The sequence below is a fragment of the Martinezella sp. CNPSo 3959 genome, from assembly GCF_057784355.1.
The window spans coordinates 1,487,519-1,505,167 of the sequence record NZ_JBXSOV010000001.1 but is presented as its reverse complement, the minus strand read 5'-3'; the positions used below and the strand labels follow the sequence as shown (position 1 = coordinate 1,505,167).

General features: G+C 59.7%; 11 protein-coding genes. 1 reads left to right on the top strand and 10 read right to left on the bottom strand.

Translation table 11 applies throughout. The annotated features are described in order from the left end of the window. Positions 1-3 precede the first annotated feature (3 nt). From glgB to AC13RE_RS07440, 8 genes are all read right to left on the bottom strand, one after another. Entirely contained in the window at positions 4-2,211 is a 2,208-nt protein-coding gene (gene glgB / locus AC13RE_RS07475) for a 1,4-alpha-glucan branching protein GlgB (RefSeq protein WP_488562458.1), read from the bottom strand. Further along, positions 2,208-4,670: a glycogen/starch/alpha-glucan phosphorylase gene (locus tag AC13RE_RS07470; RefSeq protein WP_488485504.1), complete on the bottom strand. Its 2,463-nt coding sequence runs from the start codon at positions 4,668-4,670 to the stop codon at positions 2,208-2,210. Before AC13RE_RS07470 ends, glgB begins: the two co-directional genes overlap by 4 nt. A gap of 297 nt (positions 4,671-4,967) precedes the next feature. Next, positions 4,968-6,176, bottom strand: a complete 1,209-nt coding sequence (locus AC13RE_RS07465) for a vWA domain-containing protein (protein WP_488562457.1) — start codon at positions 6,174-6,176, stop codon at positions 4,968-4,970. Between the two features lie 148 nt (positions 6,177-6,324). Then, positions 6,325-7,203, bottom strand: a complete 879-nt coding sequence (locus tag AC13RE_RS07460; protein WP_132717550.1) for a transglutaminase-like domain-containing protein — start codon at positions 7,201-7,203, stop codon at positions 6,325-6,327. Positions 7,204-7,207: 4 nt separating this feature from the next. Continuing rightward, positions 7,208-9,625 carry a circularly permuted type 2 ATP-grasp protein gene (locus AC13RE_RS07455; protein ID WP_488485506.1) on the bottom strand — a complete coding sequence of 806 codons (2,418 nt, stop codon included), beginning with the start codon at positions 9,623-9,625 and terminating at the stop codon, positions 7,208-7,210. 13 nt (positions 9,626-9,638) lie between these two features. Then, positions 9,639-12,959: a transglutaminase family protein gene (locus AC13RE_RS07450; RefSeq protein WP_488562456.1), complete on the bottom strand. Its 3,321-nt coding sequence runs from the start codon at positions 12,957-12,959 to the stop codon at positions 9,639-9,641. A 178-nt stretch (positions 12,960-13,137) separates the two neighbouring features. Then, entirely contained in the window at positions 13,138-14,565 is a 1,428-nt protein-coding gene (locus AC13RE_RS07445) for a mannose-1-phosphate guanylyltransferase/mannose-6-phosphate isomerase (protein WP_488562455.1), read from the bottom strand. 288 nt (positions 14,566-14,853) lie between these two features. Then, entirely contained in the window at positions 14,854-15,954 is a 1,101-nt protein-coding gene (locus AC13RE_RS07440; protein WP_488562454.1) for a DUF475 domain-containing protein, read from the bottom strand. A 414-nt stretch (positions 15,955-16,368) separates the two neighbouring features. Here AC13RE_RS07440 and AC13RE_RS07435 point away from each other — a divergent pair, with 414 nt between their 5' ends. Further along, on the top strand, positions 16,369-16,620 hold the full coding sequence (locus tag AC13RE_RS07435; protein ID WP_132717545.1) for a hypothetical protein: 252 nt from the start codon (positions 16,369-16,371) through the stop codon (positions 16,618-16,620). Between the two features lie 30 nt (positions 16,621-16,650). On the opposite strand, the gene AC13RE_RS07430 is transcribed toward AC13RE_RS07435, so the two are convergent. Both AC13RE_RS07430 and AC13RE_RS07425 read right to left on the bottom strand, forming a co-directional pair. Then, a complete protein-coding gene (locus AC13RE_RS07430; protein WP_488562453.1) occupies positions 16,651-17,127 on the bottom strand; it encodes a hypothetical protein in 477 nt (158 codons plus the stop codon). Positions 17,128-17,304: 177 nt separating this feature from the next. After that, on the bottom strand, positions 17,305-17,550 hold the full coding sequence (locus AC13RE_RS07425; protein WP_041677665.1) for a hypothetical protein: 246 nt from the start codon (positions 17,548-17,550) through the stop codon (positions 17,305-17,307). Positions 17,551-17,649 lie beyond the last annotated feature (99 nt).

Genomic DNA, 17,649 nt, shown 5'->3' with positions numbered 1-17,649 from the left:
ATCTCAGAATTCCGGTTCGAGCATGATGGTCGCCAGCGGAGGCAGCGTTATCACCGCCTGTACGCCTCCGCCTGCATTCACGGCCTGGACGCGCCCGCCATTCCCTTTGCCGCTGCCGCCATAGATATCGGCATCGGTATTCAATATCTCGCGCCACCGCCCCTCCGCTGGCAGACGCAAGGTGTAGTTCTCACGATAGACTGGCGTGAAATTGGTGATGACGGCAACCGGCTTTTCGCCCGGCGCCTTACGCAGCCAAGCGAAGACCGAGTTTTCGAAATCATCGACCACAAGCCATTCGAAACCATCGCCTTCGCAGTCGCGGGCATGAAGCGCCGGCTTGCTGCGATAGGTGAAATTGAGGTCGCGAACGAGGCGCCGCATGCCCTCGTGCATGCGGTACTGCAGCAGATTCCAGTCCAGCGCGCGTTCTTCGCTCCACTCGCTCCACTGGGCGAATTCCTGGCCCATGAAGAGCAGCTTCTTGCCGGGATAGCCCCACATGAAGGCATAATAAGCACGCAGGTTGGCGAATTTCTGCCAGTCGTCACCGGCCATCTTGGCGATCAGCGATCCCTTACCGTGAACCACCTCGTCATGGGAGAGCGGCAGCACGAAGTTTTCCGAGAAGGCGTAGATCAGGCCGAAAGTGAGCTCGTTGTGGTGATATTTGCGGTGCACGGGCTCGCGGGCGAGGTAGCTCAGCGTGTCGTGCATGAAGCCCATATTCCACTTGAAGCCGAAGCCGAGACCGCCTTCATGGACAGGCTGCGACACTTTTGGCCAGGAGGTCGATTCCTCGGCGATGGTCATGACGCCGGGGTGAGCGCCATAGAGCCGGGTGTTCATGGACTGCAGAAAACGGACGGCTTCCAGGTTTTCGTTGCCGCCATATTCGTTCGGAATCCATTCGCCATGCTTGCGGGAATAGTCGAGGTAGAGCATGGAAGCGACGGCATCGACGCGCAAACCGTCCAGGTGGTATTTTTCCGCCCAGTAGAGCGCGTTGTTCAGCAGATAGGCGAGGACTTCGGTTCGGCCGAAATTGTAGATCGCCGTATTCCAGTCAGGATGAAAGCCCTTGCGCGGGTCTTCATGTTCGTAGAGCGCTGTACCATCGAACCAGCGCAGGCCATGCTCGTCGGTCGGGAAATGCGCCGGTACCCAATCGAGGATGACGCCAATCCCGACCTTGTGGCAGCCGTTGACGAAACGGGCAAAGCCTTCCGGCTCACCGAAGCGGGCGGTCGGGGCGTAAAGACCCGTGGTCTGATAGCCCCAGGACGGATCGTAGGGGTGTTCGGTGATCGGCAGAAATTCGATATGGGTGAAGCCCATGTCGACGCAATAGGGGATGAGGCGCGAGGCGAGTTCATCCCATGACAGCATCGAACCGTCGTCCCGGCGCTGCCAGGAAGCGGCATGGACTTCGTAAATGGAAATCGGCTGGCGGCGCTGGTCGACGCTTGCCCAATGTTCGCGGTGAGCGGCATCGTCCCATACCTGGAGCAGTTCGATGGCGGTGACCGACGCCGTCTTCGGGCGGAGTTCGCTGCGCCGGGCGAAGGGATCCGCCTTCAGCGGCAGCAACACGCCATCCTGGCCGCGGATCTCGAACTTATAGGCGACACCCGCGGGTACATCCGGGGCGAAGATCTCCCAGATGCCGCTATCGGAGCGGAAGCGCATGACATGCCGGCGGCCATCCCAATTGTTGAAATCGCCGACGACGGAAACGCGTTGTGCATTCGGTGCCCAGACGGCGAAATGAAAGCCCTGGACGCCCTCGTGCTTCAGCGGATGGGCGCCCATCTTGTCGAAGAGGCGCAAATGCGTGCCTTGCCGCGCAAAGTAATCGTCCATCGGTCCAAGGACGGGGCCGAAGCTGTAGGGGTCGGTCACAGCCCATTCGACATCGCCGCGCCTGGCGCGATAGCGGACCGGCTGCTGCTTGGCGAGTTTGACGTCGCCGGAAAAGAAGCCTGCCGGATCGAGACATTCGAGCTCGCCGATGACAGAACCGTCGAGCGCCGTGGCGGTGACAGCTTCCGCGCCAAGGATGAAACAGCGGGCCACATAGCCTTCCTCCGTCTTGTGCACGCCGAGAACGGCGAACGGATTGGAATGCGTGCCTGCGAGAATTGCAGCAATATCCCCTGCCGAAATATCCCTCAAGCTTGTGCTATCAGCGGGTTTTTTCGGCTTTTTCATCCGGCTCTCCAGATTTCCTTGGCATACTGACGGATCGTCCGATCGGAGGAGAACCAGCCCATGCGAGCGGTATTGTTGATCGTCTTTGCGTACCACTCTGACGGGTTCGCCCAGAGAATATCGACCTCGCGCTGTGCCGAGGCATAGGCATCGAAATCGGCGGCGACCATGAACCAATCGTGGCTATAGATGCCGTCGATCAGGCTGGCATAGCGGTTGCGATCGTCGGGGGAGAAGACGCCGGAGGCGATGGCCGACAGCGCCTGCGCCAGTTCGCGCGAACGCTCGATGATGGCGCGGGGGTTATGGCCCTCGGTGCGCAGGTTTGCGACCTCATCGGCCCGCAATCCGAAGATGACGATATTGTCCTCGCCGACATTGTCGCGCATTTCGACATTGGCGCCATCAAGCGTGCCGATAGTCAGCGCGCCGTTGAGGCCGAACTTCATGTTGCCGGTGCCTGAGGCTTCCATGCCGGCGGTCGAAATCTGCTCGGAAAGATCGGCGGCCGGAACCATGACTTCCGCCAGCGAGACGTTGTAGTTCGGCACGAAGACGACCTTCAGCAAGCCGCGCACCGATGGATCGTTGTTGATGACGCGGGCGACGTCGTTGATCAGCTTGATGATGAGCTTCGCGTTATGATAGCTCGGCGCCGCCTTGCCGGCAAAGAGCTTGACGCGCGGTTGCCAATCGAGCTCGGGATGCGAGCGGATCTGGTCGTAAAGCGCCACGGCCTCGATGACGTTCAAAAGCTGGCGCTTGTACTCGTGGATGCGCTTGATCTGGATATCGAACATCGCGTTCGGATCGAGCTTGATGCCCATGCGGCTGGCGACGAGATTGGAGAGCTGCACCTTGTTGGCGCGCTTGACGGCGGCGAACTTCTCCTGGAAGGCGCTGTCGTGTGCAAACTGATCCAGCGGCTTCAGTTGCTCGGCATCGTCGAGGAAGGCGTCGCCGATGGTTTCGCGTACGAGATTGGTCAGGCCGGGATTGCACTGCATCAGCCAGCGCCGCGGTGTGATACCGTTCGTCTTGTTGTTGATGCGGTCCGGATAGAGTTTGTGCAGGTCGGCAAAGACCGTGACCTTCATCAGGTCGGTATGAAGCGCGGAAACGCCGTTGATCGAATGCGAGCCGACAAAGGCGAGATTGCCCATGCGCACGCGCCGATCGCCGTTTTCGTCGATGAGCGAGATCGAGCGGATTTCGGTGTCGCTGAAATTACGCAGCTTGCGCGCTTCCACCAGAACCTTGGCGTTGATGGCATAGACGATCTGCATGTGGCGCGGCAAAAGCCGCTCGAGCAGCGGCACCGGCCAGCTTTCCAAAGCTTCCGGCAGCAGGGTGTGATTGGTGTATCCGAAGGTATTTCTGGTGATGTCCCAGGCCTTGTCGAAATCGAAGCCATGGACATCGACCAGCAGGCGCATCATTTCCGTAACGGAGACGGCCGGATGCGTGTCGTTCAGCTGGATCGCGACCTTGTCGGCGAGATTGGTCAGATCGTCATATTGCTGCAGGTGACGGCGCAGGATGTCCTGCAGCGAGGCGGACGAGAAGAAGAATTCCTGGCGCAGGCGCAGCTCCTGGCCGGCGGGCGTCGCATCTGCGGGATAGAGAACGCGCGTCAGGCTTTCGGCCTTGTTGCTTTCACGCAGCGCGCCGATGTGGTCGCCGGCATTGAAGGCATCGAGCAGGATCGGGTCGATCGGCTGCGCCGACCAGAGGCGCAGCGTGTTGACGCGCTTGCCGCGCCAGCCGACGACGGGCGTATCGAATGCCGTGGCGATGACGCGTTCCGCGGGTTTCCAGACGTAACGCGGCTGATCGTCGTGGCTGCTGATGGTCTCGACGGCGCCACCGAAACCGATTTCATAGGAGCTTTCCTGGCGTTCGAATTCCCACGGGTTGCCGTGGGCCAGCCAGGTTTCCGGCAATTCCACCTGCCAGCCATCGGCCATCTGCTGGCGGAAGAGGCCGTGGACGTAGCGAATGCCATAGCCATAGGCCGGCACGTCGACGGTTGCCATGGATTCCATGAAACAGGCGGCAAGGCGGCCAAGACCGCCATTGCCGAGCGCTGCATCGGGCTCGAGACCCGCGATGACACGAATATCGACGCCCAGCGAAGCGAGAGCATTGGTGATCTGCTCCATTAGACCGAGATTGGAGATGGCGTCGCGCATCAGGCGGCCGATCAGGAATTCGAGCGATAGATAGTAGACGCGCTTGGCGTTCGTCTCGTAGGTCTTGCGGGTCGATTCGATCCATTTGTCGATGACGCGGTCGCGAATGACGAGGATCGTTGCCGTCAGCCAATCATGCGGCTTGGCGACCTTCGCGTCCTTGCCGATGCGGTATGTCAGGCGCTCGATGATTTCTTCGGCAAGGATTTCGGGGCGGGAACTGCGCGGGGCTGGAACGGGGAGATCGGCCTTCGTCAAGTTATTCATACTATCAACTCTCGCCATTTGTGATTTATATTCAGCGTGTTACGCCCAATTAAATCGATTTGCCTTTCCGTTTCACTATCAGTTTACGCACCGATGTAAAGCAGTTGCAACAAGCGAGTTGCGCGGATGCGAAAATTGCGGCGAAAGGTTTCCGGTGAATGCGAAAGAACTTGATTCTGATGATATTTGGGGTTCTTATTCGCGCATCGATCAAAACAAAAGCCGCGCAATACTCGTATTGCGCGGCTTTTTCTTTGTCGTCTATCGGTGGTTGCTCGGTGCGGATGCCGGGCGCGATCACTTGGTCAGGAGCGTCATTTGCTTCGATGTTTCCGTGGCGATTGTCGTGAACGCCTTGAAAAGATCCGCCGCGCTTTGGGGTGTGAAGTAGTCTGAGGCTGAAGTAGCGCAGTACTTCAGCAAGGCCTGGCCATTTTCCGGTGCCATGAAGGCGATCGTGTACACATGGATGCTATTGCTGCGTGCCTTGTCGCACTGTGCTTTGGTATCCGCGTCAGCATTTGTCACGTTGTTTTCGCCGTCGGTCATGAAAACAATGTACATGGTCGGATTTTTGACGCCGCTCTTATTCTTGTGCTGAAGTTGCTCGTTCGTCAGCCCACCTGTGGCAGACGGTTTCGTCAACGCGTCGACTGCCGCCGTAAAAGCAGGCGCCGAATTCGTGGAACCCTTGGACGTCAAGTTGTTGACATATGTTGTGATGCCGCTCGTACCCCAGGCCAAAGCTGTCGCCGTTTGGGCGACGTTGTTATAGGAAACTGCCCCGGTGCGAACATACATCATGTTCGGGTCGGCCTTGTTCAATTGCGCGGAGAGATTGGACGTCGCGATCTTCAGCGACTCCATCTTCGAGTAATAGTTGGTCTGCGTTGTGCAATAGGTTCCCCAGCAGGTTTTTTTGGTCGGCTGCTCGGCATTAACCGTGTCCGTGGCCTCGTCCATTGATCCAGAACGATCCAGAACGAAATACATCGACAGCGCATTCTTCTGGGTTTCGGTAGTCTTTCCGCTGGTTGACGTGCTGGACGCAGAAATGTTCAGGGAACTCTGCCCGGCCAGGCGGGTCATGCTATTCACGGGCATTGAATAGGATGCATTTACAACAACCGTGTAACCCGAATTCCCGGAGGAATCGGTCGTTTTTGTTACCGTTGTGCCGGTGCCCGCTTTCAGTGAATTCGTAGCATCCGTATCACCGGCGAGATAATTCGACATCTGGCCGAGGACGAAATTGTTGGCCATATCCTTGGCGGTCGTCGTGGTTGCACTGCCGTCCGCAAGCGCCGCTGCCGCAGCGAGCGCGGCGGCATCCGTGGATTCCTGGAGCTGACTGTGTGTCAGCGACATGTTCGTGACATCGACCGCCACACCACCCGCTACGGCCAGCACCGGAACTGCAATCGCCGTCAGGATGCCAAAATTTCCGGCTCTATCGCGTAAAAGTTGTTTCAATGCGCAAAGTAAATTGGAGCCGGCAATCATCATGTCCGCCTATTGGAAAGAGTTGGATTCTGAAGAACGGCGGGACTATCGATTACAAATATTAGTTGAACGTTTAAGCGGCCAGTAGATTTTTAACAAACTACTTCATCTGGCGCGATTTGCTTCAACTTTTTACTACTTTAAGTATATTCTATTTTAGTGGAATTACATCTACGGCCTGAACGGCTTCCTGATTGCCGTAGCTCTTCAGTACGCCGATAACGGGCGCGACGTCCGAATAATCGCGGCCGTAGGCGACGACGATGTGATCGGTGCCGGCGGGAATATTGTTGGTCGGATCGAGCTCGATCCAGCCTGCCGTTTCGCCGCACCAGACGCGCACCCAGGCATGCATGGCGTCGGCACCCTCCAGCCTTTCCTTGCCGGGCGGCGGGATGGTGCGCAGAAAGCCGCTGACATAGCCGGCGGGAATGCCGAGGCTGCGAAGCGCGATGATCATGACATGCGAGAAATCCTGGCAGACGCCGCGCTTGAGGCGGAAGGCTTCCCTCGGCGTGGTGTCCACTGTCGTCGCCTCGGTATCATAGACGAAGTCCTTGTGTACCTGCGCGCAGACCGCATGAGCGATCTGCAGGGTCGTCAGATTGGCTGATTTCCATTGTCTGCTGTAATCCGCGATTTCCCTCGTGTCCGGTAGACGCGGGCTGCTGCCGAGAAAATGGTGGGGCGAAGACGGATCGATCGACCAGCAATCATTGATCTCCTCTGGCAGCTTGGCGAGCAGCGGCGAGAAGTCCGCCCCGACGGGCTGGCTCTCCACCTGAACACGCGCCTGCATGCGGATATCGAGCCTTTCATGGGGCTCGCGCACGAGGATCGAAGTCGCCGGATGCTGGAAGAAATCCGTAAAGTGGGATTGCTCGTCCGGTCCCGGCGTTATCTTCACCGAGCCGGCTATCAGCCTCTGCCGATTGGGCAGGGAGAGCGGCATGACGCGCAATATATGCCGCGCGCCGCTCGCCGGCACGTCATAGATATAGCCCATGTGAAGCGAGAGGTCGTAGAGCATTACGTCATCCGAGATAGGTGCGTGCCAGCAGATCGGACAGCCGCTCCAGTTCGCGCGCCAGCTGCTGGTAGACTTCGACCGTCATTGCTTCGGGCGTCATCACTGCCAACCCCGAATGCAGACGCATGGCTTCGCGGAAGAAGGGTGACATCTGGCCGTTGACGTAGGCATTCGGCAATTGCTCGACCTCGCGGTGGATTTCGTTCATCTGGAAAAGGATCGAGCGCGGATTAAGCGGATCGAGTGCGAGCAGATCCGTCACTGTCAGCCGAGCGGTATTGACGTTGTAGCGGCGGCGATGGGTCATGACGCTGTCGCCGATTTCAAGCAACATGTCGAGCGCGCCGTCGGGCGCATCGGGGCCGGACATGTGGCCGAGCAGGCGCGTCATATGCAGGCCGCGCTCGATATAGCGGCCGAGCGACAGGAAGCGCCAGCCGGTGAAGCGGTACATGTTTTCATGCACGAGACCGGCGAAGCCCGCGAGCTTGCGCAGCAGGATTGTCATGGCATGGCTGGCGTCATCGCCAGGCTTCACGCCTTCCTTGAAGCGGCGTGCCGTCTTGGCGAGATCGTTCAGCGCAAGCCAGCCATCGGGAGAGAAGCGATCGCGAATGTTGCTGGCCGAATAGACGGCGCTATCGATGTTGCGCAGCAGGTTTTCCGGCACCGCTTGCTTGGTATCGATGTCGATGGCGGCAAGATAGGCGCTGACATCGGCAAGTAGCGGCTGGTTCGGATCGGCGGCTTCGGCAAAACGTCCGTGCCAGGCGCGCAGGATGCGCAGAGCGCCTTCGGCGCGCTCGATATAGCGGCCGAGCCAGAAGAGGTTGTCGGCCGCCCGGCTGGGCAGGCTGCCCGGCATGTTGCGGGTGAAAGTTTCTTCTGCCGGCAGAAGCGTGTGCGCCTCGACTGGCTTGTCGGAGACGATCCAGACATCGGCAGCCGAGCCACCAGCCTGCATGGCAATCGCGGCGACATCGTCACCGCTGCCGATGCGAGCAAAGCCGCCGGGCATGATCTGCCAGCCGTTTTCCGTGCGAGCAGCGAAGACGCGCAAGCTCATCGGCCGCGGCGTGAGCTTGCCATTGACCCAGGCCGGCGTCGTCGAAAGTGTCACGACCTCCTGGCCCACCAGCTTGTTACCCTCGGTCGCCAGCCAATCTGCGATCGAATCGCGGGCGGTGCTGCGCAGCGTTGAGCCCAGCACGGATTGGCCGTTATCATCAAAGAAGGGCATGCAGGAATAGGCCGGGCCAATGACCATCTTTTCGATATTGGCGGCGACATGTTCACGCTCGCTCTTCTGGCCGCACCACCAGGTTGCGATCGAGGGCAGCTTCAATTCCTCGGAACGCAGATGCCGGCAGATGGTCGGCATGAAGGCGAGCAGTGCTCGGGTCTCGAGAATGCCGGAACCGAGCGCATTGACGATGGTCACCGTCTGCGCCCGCAGGGCTTCGACGAGGCCGGGCGTGCCGATATGGGAGCGCTGGTTGAGCTCCAGCGGATCGGCGTAGGAAGCATCGAGGCGGCGCCAGAGCACGCTGATCGGTCGCAAGCCTGCGACAGTGCGCACCATCAGCTGATCGTTGACGACAGTGATGTCCTCGCCTTCGAGCAGCATGAAGCCGAGGTAGCGGGCGATATAGGCGTGTTCGTAATAGGTTTCGTTGGCAGGCCCCGGCGTCAGGACGGCGACGCGGCCTTCGGCGCCGCGCTTGCCGCCGAGCAGGGCATCGCGGAACGCGCCGAAGAAGGAGGCGAGGCGATGGACCTTGGTTTCGGCGTAGATATCGGAGAAGGCGCGGGTTGTGGCGACGCGGGTTTCCAGCGCGAAGCCGGCACCGGACGGCGCCTGCGCGCGGTCGGCCAGCACCCACCAATTACCGTCAGGACCGCGGCCGACCTCGAAAGCCAGGAAATGCAGGTAATGGCCGCTCGCGGGCTTGACGCCGACAAGCGGGCGCAAGAACTCCGGATTGGCGGCAATCAAGGCCGGCGGCAGCAGCCCTTCGTTCACCAGCCGGCTGTCGCCATAGATATCGGCGATGACCGATTCCAACAGATCGGCGCGCTGCTGCAGGCCTTCGGAGAGCGCCTGCCATTCGCGTTCGTCGATGAGCACAGGGATATGGGAGATCGGCCAGTTACGTTCGCTGACACCCGCTGTCCCATAGGCGCGATAGAAGACGCCTGCATCGCGCAAATAGCGGTCGGCGCGGGCGAAGCGCTCGGTCAATCCCTCCTCCGTCATACGCGTCAGCGCCGAGAGGAAGTTTTGCCAGACCGGGCGCACGGCGCCGGTATTGTCGACCATTTCGTCGGCGACGCCGGGCAGGGGACGATAGGCAAAGACCGGTGCCTTGGCAGTGCCGGTCTTTACCTCGTCCCGTCGTTCCGTCGCCCGTTTTCTACCCATGCACAGTCTCGTTTCAAATTCCCGCCGGACGCCTGAGGTCGAGCGTCAGCGGGAATTCCACCGATGCAGTCTCCGGTCTTACGGCATAACCACCTGCTGTATGCCCCCAAGGCTCGAAACGCGCAAGACGTCGCGCTTCCGCCTCGTTGCCATTGACGGGGAAGGTGTCGTAGTTGCGGCCGCCCGGATGGGCAACATGGTAGATGCAGCCGCCGATCGAGCGACGCGACCAGGTATCATAGATATCGAAGGTCAGCGGCGTATCGATGGGGAGCACAGGATGCAGACCGGAAGCCGGATGCCATGCCTTGTAGCGCACGCCAGCGACCGAGACGCCCGCCATTCCCGTCGGCGTCAGTGGTACGGGACGGCTGTTGCACGTCACCGTATAACGCGACGGATTGGAGGTTTCGAACTGCACCTGCAGGCGCTCGACCGACGAATCGACGTAGCGTACGGTGCCGCCGATCGCACCTTCTTCGCCCATGACATGCCATGGTTCCAGCGCCTGGCGCAGCTCCAGCTTGCTGCCCTCGTATTCGACTTCTCCGCAGAAAGGGAAGCGGAATTCGAGCTGCGCCTGGAACCATTCCGGTCTGAGGTCGAAACCGTTTTCGCGAAGATCGCCGAGAACGTCGAGGAAATCCTGCCAGATATAATGCGGCAGCATGAAACGATCATGCAGCGTCGTGCCCCAGCGCACGAACTTGCCATCGATCGGGTTGCGCCAGAAGCGGGCGATCAGTGCGCGCACCAGCAATTGCTGGGCAAGGCTCATGCGGGCATTCGGCGGCATTTCGAAACCGCGGAATTCGACGAGGCCGAGGCGTCCAGTCGGTCCATCCGGCGAAAACAGCTTGTCGATGCAGATTTCCGAGCGATGCGTGTTGCCGGTGACATCGGTTAGAAGATTGCGGAAGAGCCGGTCCACCAGCCAGGGGAGCGGCTGGATGCCGCGACCTGGCGCCGGCACCTGGGCCAGCGCGATTTCCAACTCGTAGAGGCTGTCGTGACGGGCTTCATCGATGCGCGGCGCCTGGCTTGTCGGCCCGACGAACAGGCCGGAGAAGAGGTAAGAGAGTGAGGGATGGCGCTGCCAGTGCAGCACCAGGCTCTTCAACAGGTCGGGACGACGAAGAAACGGGCTGTCGTTCGGATTGGCGCCGCCAACGACGACATGATTGCCGCCACCGGTGCCGGCATGACGCCCGTCGATCAGGAATTTGTCCGTGCCGAGGCGTGTCTGTCGCGCCTCCTCGTAAACCGCCGTCGTGATGTCAACGCAGTCCTGCCAGTTCGACGCGGGATGGATATTGACCTCGATCACGCCCGGGTCAGGCGCGACGCGAATGACGTTGATGCGTTCGTCCTGTGGCGGCGAATAGCCTTCGATGTGAATCGGCAGCGCAAGTTCAGCCGCGGCATTCTCGGCGGCTGCCAGCAGTTCGAGATAATGTTCGATCTTTTCGACCGGGGGCATGAAGACACACAGCCGACCGTCGCGCGGTTCGACAGAGATCGCGGTGCGGACGGCGCCGCCGATTTCGCCGAGCGTCTGTTCGACCCGCGATTGCGAGCTTTCATCCACCTGGAACGAGGCTTCCGGCATGGTGCGGCCAGCTGGCACGATGACGTCAGGCAGAGGCATGCGCGGAATGGAGGGATCGGCCGTGTGGATATAGGGATAGCGTGACGGCGGCACATAAGGGAGCGTGCCGAGAGGCAGGCGATAACCGACCGGAGAATCGCCGGGCACAAGGAAAATCTTACCGCGGCGTGTGCGCCATTTTTCGCTGACCCAGCGCGTACCGCCAGCGCGCGCGTTCCATGCCTGTATGGGCAATATGTAGCCGGTTGGAGTCGTCAGACCACGCTCGAAAACACGAGCTATACGGCTGCGCTCCTCGGGATCCTTGAGCTTCGAATTGGAAGGATCAACGTTCTCAGGCAGGCTCCCTTCCTTGACGATCCATTCAGCCGGGTCCTCGTAAGCCGGTTGCACCATGTCAGGCTCGATTGCCAGTTCCTTGGCAATCGCATTCAGAAGCTTGCTGGCGCTCTCCGAGTCCGCACCGGTCTGTGCCGTTTCTTCGGCGATCAGAGCGGGGTTCTGCCAGATCGGCCGTCCGTCCTTGCGCCAGTAAAGCGAGAAGGTCCAGCGGGGTAGGCTTTCGCCGGGATACCATTTGCCCTGGCCATAATGCAGGAAGCCGCCGGGCGCGAAGCGCTCGCGCAGGCGCCTGATCAACTGATCGGCAAGGTCGCGTTTGGTCGGGCCGACGGCGGCGGTGTTCCATTCCTCGGACTGGAAATCGTCGATCGAGACGAAGGTCGGCTCGCCGCCCATGGTCAGGCGCACGTCATCTTCCTTGAGGATCGCGTCAACCTTTTCGCCGAGTTCGTTCAATGCATCCCAGCTTTCATCGGAAAAGGGCTTGGTGATGCGCGGATGCTCGGCGACGCGGGCGACCTTCATGTCGAAATCGAATTCGGTATTGGCTTCGCCGAAATATCCACCCGAGATCGGTGCGGCGTTGCGGTAGTGCGGCGTAGCGGCGAGCGGGATATGGCTCTCGCCCGTCAGAAGGCCGGAGGTCGGATCGAGGCCGACCCAGCCGGCGCCGGGAAGATAGACTTCTGCCCAGGCATGCAGATCGGTGAAGTCGACCTCGGTGCCGGAGGGGCCGTCGAGCGCCTTCAGGTCGGGTGTCAGCTGGATGAGGTAGCCGGAGACGAAGCGGGTGGCGAGGCCGAGATGGCGCAGCACCTGAACGAGCAGCCAGCTCGTGTCACGGCAGGAGCCTTTCGCTTTTTCCAAGGTCTCCTCAGGCGCCTGGACGCCGGCTTCCATGCGGATGACATAGCCGATCTCCTGCTGCAGCCGTGCATTGAGGCCGACGATCATGTCGACGGTTTTTTGTTCCGAGCGGTCGAGCGTGGCGAGGAAGTCTTTCAGCCGGGGACCAGGCTCCTCAGGCTTCATATAGATCGACAAATCCTCACGGATCGTCTCGGGATACTCGAAAGGCCATTTCGTCGCTTCCTCTTCGACGAAGAAGTCGAAGGGATTGTAGACCGTCATATCGGCGACGAGGTCGACCTCGATCTTCAGTTCGGTCACCGGATCGGGAAAGACGAAGCGGGCGAGATAGTTGCCGTAGGGGTCTTGCTGGAGGTTCACGAAATGGTTTGCCGGGGTGACCTTGAGCGCGTGGCTCAGCACGCGCGTTTTGGAATGCGAGGCGGGTTTCAGACGGATGATCTGGGGACCGAGGCGAACCGGCTTGTCGTATTTATAATGGGTGAGATGATAGATGCTTGCCTTGATCGCCATATGTCTCTTTGCCTAGCCCGCATCATTGTGCGGTGATTGCTGTTCCCATAGGCAGTGTGTGCAATGCAGCGAAAGAAAGCAAGGTGTCTCCAGGCACTTCGGAAAGTCCTGCTGTGGCATGCCAAACAAAAGCGGCGAGCTTTCGCCCACCGCTTCGTAATCGATACCGTCAAAGATCTCAGCTTCTGCCGAACTCGTCGACGAGGCGGATGATGTCGTCTTCGCCGAGATAGGAGCCGGTTTGTACTTCGATGAGCTCCAGCAGGATCTTGCCTGGGTTGGCAAGGCGATGCACTTCGCCGAGCGGGATATAGATCGATTCGTTTTCGCGCAGCATCTGTACGTTTTCGCCGACAGTCACTTCGGCCGTACCCTTGACGACGATCCAATGCTCGGAGCGGTGGTGATGCTTCTGTAGCGACAGCTTCTTGCCCGGCAGCACGAAGATGCGCTTCACCTGGAAGCGCTCGCCATTCAGCACCGAGGTATAGCCGCCCCAGGGGCGGTAGGACGTCGGATGCGTTTCGGTGAGCTTGGCGGTCTTCTTCTCGCTTGCGAGCAGCTTCACGAGCTTGCCGACTTCCTGGCTGTCCTTGAGATGGCCGACATAGACGGCGTCTTCGCTGGCGATGACGGCGACGTCCTCAAGGCCCTGCACGGCGACGTGCAGGCTGTGTGACATGACGAGCGAATTCTTCGTGTTGACCAGCGTCGTGGCACCCGTCGACACGTTGCCGCTTTCGTCACGGCTGCCGACTTTCCACACCGCATCCCAGCTGCCGAGATCGGACCAGGTGAAGGGCGAGGGAACGACTGCGGCATTGGCCGTCTTTTCCATCAGCGCGTAGTCGATGGAGATGTCCGGGCTTTTTGCGAAATTATCGGCGTCCAGGCGGGTGAAATCGAGGTCGCGCGTCGATTTGGAGACCGCCTTGCTGGCAGCCTTTTCTACATCAGGCGCAAACTCCTTCATTTCGGCGAGAAGCTGGGCGGCCGAGAACATGAACATGCCGGAGTTCCAGTAGAAGCTGCCGCTTGCCACCATCTCCTTTGCCTTTTCCAGGACGGGCTTCTCAACGAAACGCTTGACAGCATGGGCGCCGGTCGCGAGCGCCTTGCCGGTTTCGATATAGCCGTAGCCGGTGGCGGGCTCGGTCGGCTTGATGCCGAAAGTAACAAGCTTACCCTGCAGCGTGGTATCGCGTGCCAGGCGTACGCAATCATAGTAGGTCGCGTTGGCGTCGATCTCGTAATCGGAGCCGAGGACGTGCATGATAGCGTCCTTGCCGAAAAGCTCGGTGACGAGGGCGGCGGCGGCGGCAACGGCAGCAGCCGTGTTGCGGGCCACCGGCTCCAGTAGCACCGCTGCCAGTTTCAGGTCGAGTTCGCGGGCCTGTTCTGCGACCAGGAAGCGGAATTCCTCATTGGTGAGAACGATCGGCGCTTCATAGAGCTCGGGGTCGGCCACCCGCTCCAAAGTGTTCTGAAACAGCGTCCTGTCGCCGATGAACTGGATGAATTGTTTCGGGGCGGAAGCGCGCGATAGCGGCCATAGCCGTGTACCCTTGCCGCCTGCCATGATCACCGGGACGATTTTTGCCGCCATGCTCTGCCTCTCCTGGCCATCTCAATTGAAGCCGTCTGACGACGCACAACCATTGTGCGCCGACCATGCTCCTTCGACAATTTCCATCGCCATTGCGATGTTTTTTCTTAAAGCGCTAGCTCTAATACGTCGAGATCCTAAACATTCGACGACTTTAGTCCACAAGATCCACTGAAAGTGTGTCGGAGGCACCACTCTGCTTAAAAAAAGCATAAGTCATGCAAAGACTGCTTTCGCTACAGATTAAAATAGCATTGCTTGTGAGTAATAATTTCAATGCTACATGGATCAAGCTTCCGCCCGGTCTTGCCGCTCATCCTGCGCTGGCGCGTGGTCGGGGCCGTTGCGCCTGTTGTACCGTATCGACGACCAAAGCGAGATGCCGATTAGGGCCGCGCCGCCAAGGCCGGTGATGACTTCGGGGATATGCATCAGCGTCTGCACGTACATGATCACCGAGAGGATCAATATGGCGTAGAAAGCACCATGTTCGAGGTAGCGGTAGTGGGCGAGCGTGCCCTTTTCGACCAGCATGATCGTCATGGAGCGGACATACATGGCGCCGATGCCGAGGCCGATGGCGATGATGAATAGGTTTTGGGTGAGGGCGAAGGCGCCGATGACCCCGTCAAAGGAGAAGCTGGCATCGAGGATCTCCAGATAGAGGAAAGCGCCGAAGCCGCCCTTCGCCGCAGCGCTCATTGTTCGCTGCGAGGCGTCCAGAAAGCCGGCCAGAACCTCGACGAGCAGGAAGGTCAGGAGGCCGTAGATCGCGGCGTGCAGGAAGGTTGTCGCGTCATCACCGTCGAGCACCGAGGTGAAGATGAGAACCAGGACCAGCACAAAGGCGATTTCGACGCCCTTGACGGTGGCAAAATGCGCCATCCGCTTCTCGAGGAAGCCTATCCAGTGCACGTCCTTTTCATGGTTGAAGAAATAGGTGAGGCCCACCATCATCAGGAAGGTGCCGCCGAAGGCGGCGATCGGCAGATGCGCTGCCTGCATGATCTCGGCATATTGCTCGGGCTTCGCGGCGGCGAGTTTTAGCGCTTCCCATGGGTTGATCCAGGCGGCGATAGCGACGATCACCAGCGGAAAGACGATCCGCATGCCGAAGACGGCGATGATGATGCCCCAGGTCAGAAAGCGATGCTGCCAGACCGGTGTCATCTCCTTCAGCTTGTTGGCATTGACGATGGCATTGTCGAAGGAAAGCGAGATTTCCAGCACCGCCAGGACGGCACAGATAAAGAAGGCTGTGGCAAGGCCGCTGAAGGTGCCGGTGGTGTTCCAGCCTAACAGCGCACCGAGCGTAAGGCCGCCGACGGTTACGGCAAGGGCCCAGCCGAAATAACCGAGCACGGATTTTGAGGCGGCGGGCGATTTCATGGATGCGCCTCGCTGGAAACGGAGTGGATATACCCGGATTGCGCGCATAGCCGCATACCGAAGACGGCATGCGGGTCAGGCATGGTCAAGCTCATCATGAAAAGAAATCCGCCGGCTCATCTGCAGGCGGTACCGACATCGCGAGAGCGCCGTGAAAACTCTCGCCAGAGGGGCCCGGCACCAAAGTTCAATCCGCTGCCGATGTCAGGAAGGCGCGGAGATGCTCCATAGTTAGTGAAGTTAGGAGGCAGGTCAAGAGTTGAAATGATGATGGGTGTCCTTGCCCTCGATAATTGAGAAATTCGGGGAACCAAACGGAAAAACTTGCGTTTGGCCTTTAGGTGTCCTTGTGGCCATCCGCCGCCGAGGCGGGGTCATTACCCTTAACCACAGCGCTCACTAGGAGGAACCCCAATGAGTCCCGCACCCATTCACCGCGCGCCGCAGGCGCCAAAACCGGAACTGACGGAACGGCAGAAAAAGGCAAGGCCGAATACGCTTCGCCAAGCCCAGGTTCTGCCGCCGCATCAGGTGGATCTGACACTGCATCCTGTAACCCATGAGGACGTGCACGTTCCCGCCCACGTCAACGGTTCGGACCTGTCCCGGGAAGCGCCGGCCGACGCAAATCATGGCAGAAAACAGAAAAATGCGCTGCCGCACTAACAAAAGATGGCGGCGGCGCGATGGTGAGGGCTACTTGTGGCGAGGCGCCTTGCCGTCGGATGTAAAGCTACCGTTGAAGCTCATTTCCGGCGATTTGGCCGAGCACTCGATGGCGACCGGCTTGCCAGCGTAAGGATTTGCGAAGGTGCAGGCGCCTTTTGCTGGGACTTGATTCGACATATCGTTGCCGGCACCCGTCGCGATAACGTCGATCGGCAATTGCGCGGTGCCCTTCTGGCTGCCCGGCTTGATGCCCTTCCCATTGCCACGGAAACCGAGCATTTTGCCGCCGGATGTGAAAATGAAAGTCACGGAGCCGTCAGGTGCGGTGACGCTGGCGAGTTCTGCCTTGCATCCCTTGGAGGCATCGAGTTTGCCGACCAGGAGCTTGGAACATTTTCCGCTGACCACGGTGGCGCCCTGTGCCGGAAAATTCTCGACGGTAGCAGCTGCGGCCTGTGTGGCGACCAGCGCCGTCAATCCAAAAGCAATGCCTGCGAATCGCATAAGAGAGGCTCCTTTCAAGCCCATGCAGATTCGCCGATCAAAATGTGGCAGTCAACCCGAAGCGGTGCAGAAGTCCAAAGCCAACAGACGGCGCCCGGATCCAAGGCCGGGCACGTCAGAGTCCGATGGCAGGAGTGCCACTGTCGCAAAGTCATCGCGGCCGTTAGGCGACGCGTTTCAGTGTTGTTGTGCGGATTCCGGAACAAGCTCGCCGATCAACTGCAGCAGGGCATTCTGCCGATTGCCGCCCCCGGCCAGGAATTCATAGAGAGTCATGGTTTTCTCGCTGCCGCCATCGACGACATAATCCGCCTGACGGATGACGTAGACCTCACCGCTCTCGGTGTCGCGGGCGAGATGGAACATGTACTCATCGCCATTGGGCTTGTGGTTCTTGTAGAACTGCCGCTTCATCACCGTCATCTCATCCTCCCGTATGATCGATGCGCTGATATGACAGTAGGATGACGGCGCGGCCGGAAGTCAAGCGACTTGTAGCGGGAACTTGTGTCGCAGGCTCCA

Coding starts and splice junctions, on each gene's coding strand:
- AC13RE_RS07430 (WP_488562453.1), bottom strand. CDS start 17,127: ATGCGATTCGCAGGCATTGCTTTTGGATTGACGGCGCTGGTCGCCACA.
- AC13RE_RS07470 (WP_488485504.1), bottom strand. CDS start 4,670: ATGAATAACTTGACGAAGGCCGATCTCCCCGTTCCAGCCCCGCGCAGT.
- AC13RE_RS07435 (WP_132717545.1), top strand. CDS start 16,369: ATGAGTCCCGCACCCATTCACCGCGCGCCGCAGGCGCCAAAACCGGAA.
- glgB (WP_488562458.1), bottom strand. CDS start 2,211: ATGAAAAAGCCGAAAAAACCCGCTGATAGCACAAGCTTGAGGGATATT.
- AC13RE_RS07450 (WP_488562456.1), bottom strand. CDS start 12,959: ATGGCGATCAAGGCAAGCATCTATCATCTCACCCATTATAAATACGAC.
- AC13RE_RS07455 (WP_488485506.1), bottom strand. CDS start 9,625: ATGGGTAGAAAACGGGCGACGGAACGACGGGACGAGGTAAAGACCGGC.
- AC13RE_RS07425 (WP_041677665.1), bottom strand. CDS start 17,550: ATGACGGTGATGAAGCGGCAGTTCTACAAGAACCACAAGCCCAATGGC.
- AC13RE_RS07445 (WP_488562455.1), bottom strand. CDS start 14,565: ATGGCGGCAAAAATCGTCCCGGTGATCATGGCAGGCGGCAAGGGTACA.
- AC13RE_RS07440 (WP_488562454.1), bottom strand. CDS start 15,954: ATGAAATCGCCCGCCGCCTCAAAATCCGTGCTCGGTTATTTCGGCTGG.
- AC13RE_RS07465 (WP_488562457.1), bottom strand. CDS start 6,176: ATGATGATTGCCGGCTCCAATTTACTTTGCGCATTGAAACAACTTTTA.
- AC13RE_RS07460 (WP_132717550.1), bottom strand. CDS start 7,203: ATGCTCTACGACCTCTCGCTTCACATGGGCTATATCTATGACGTGCCG.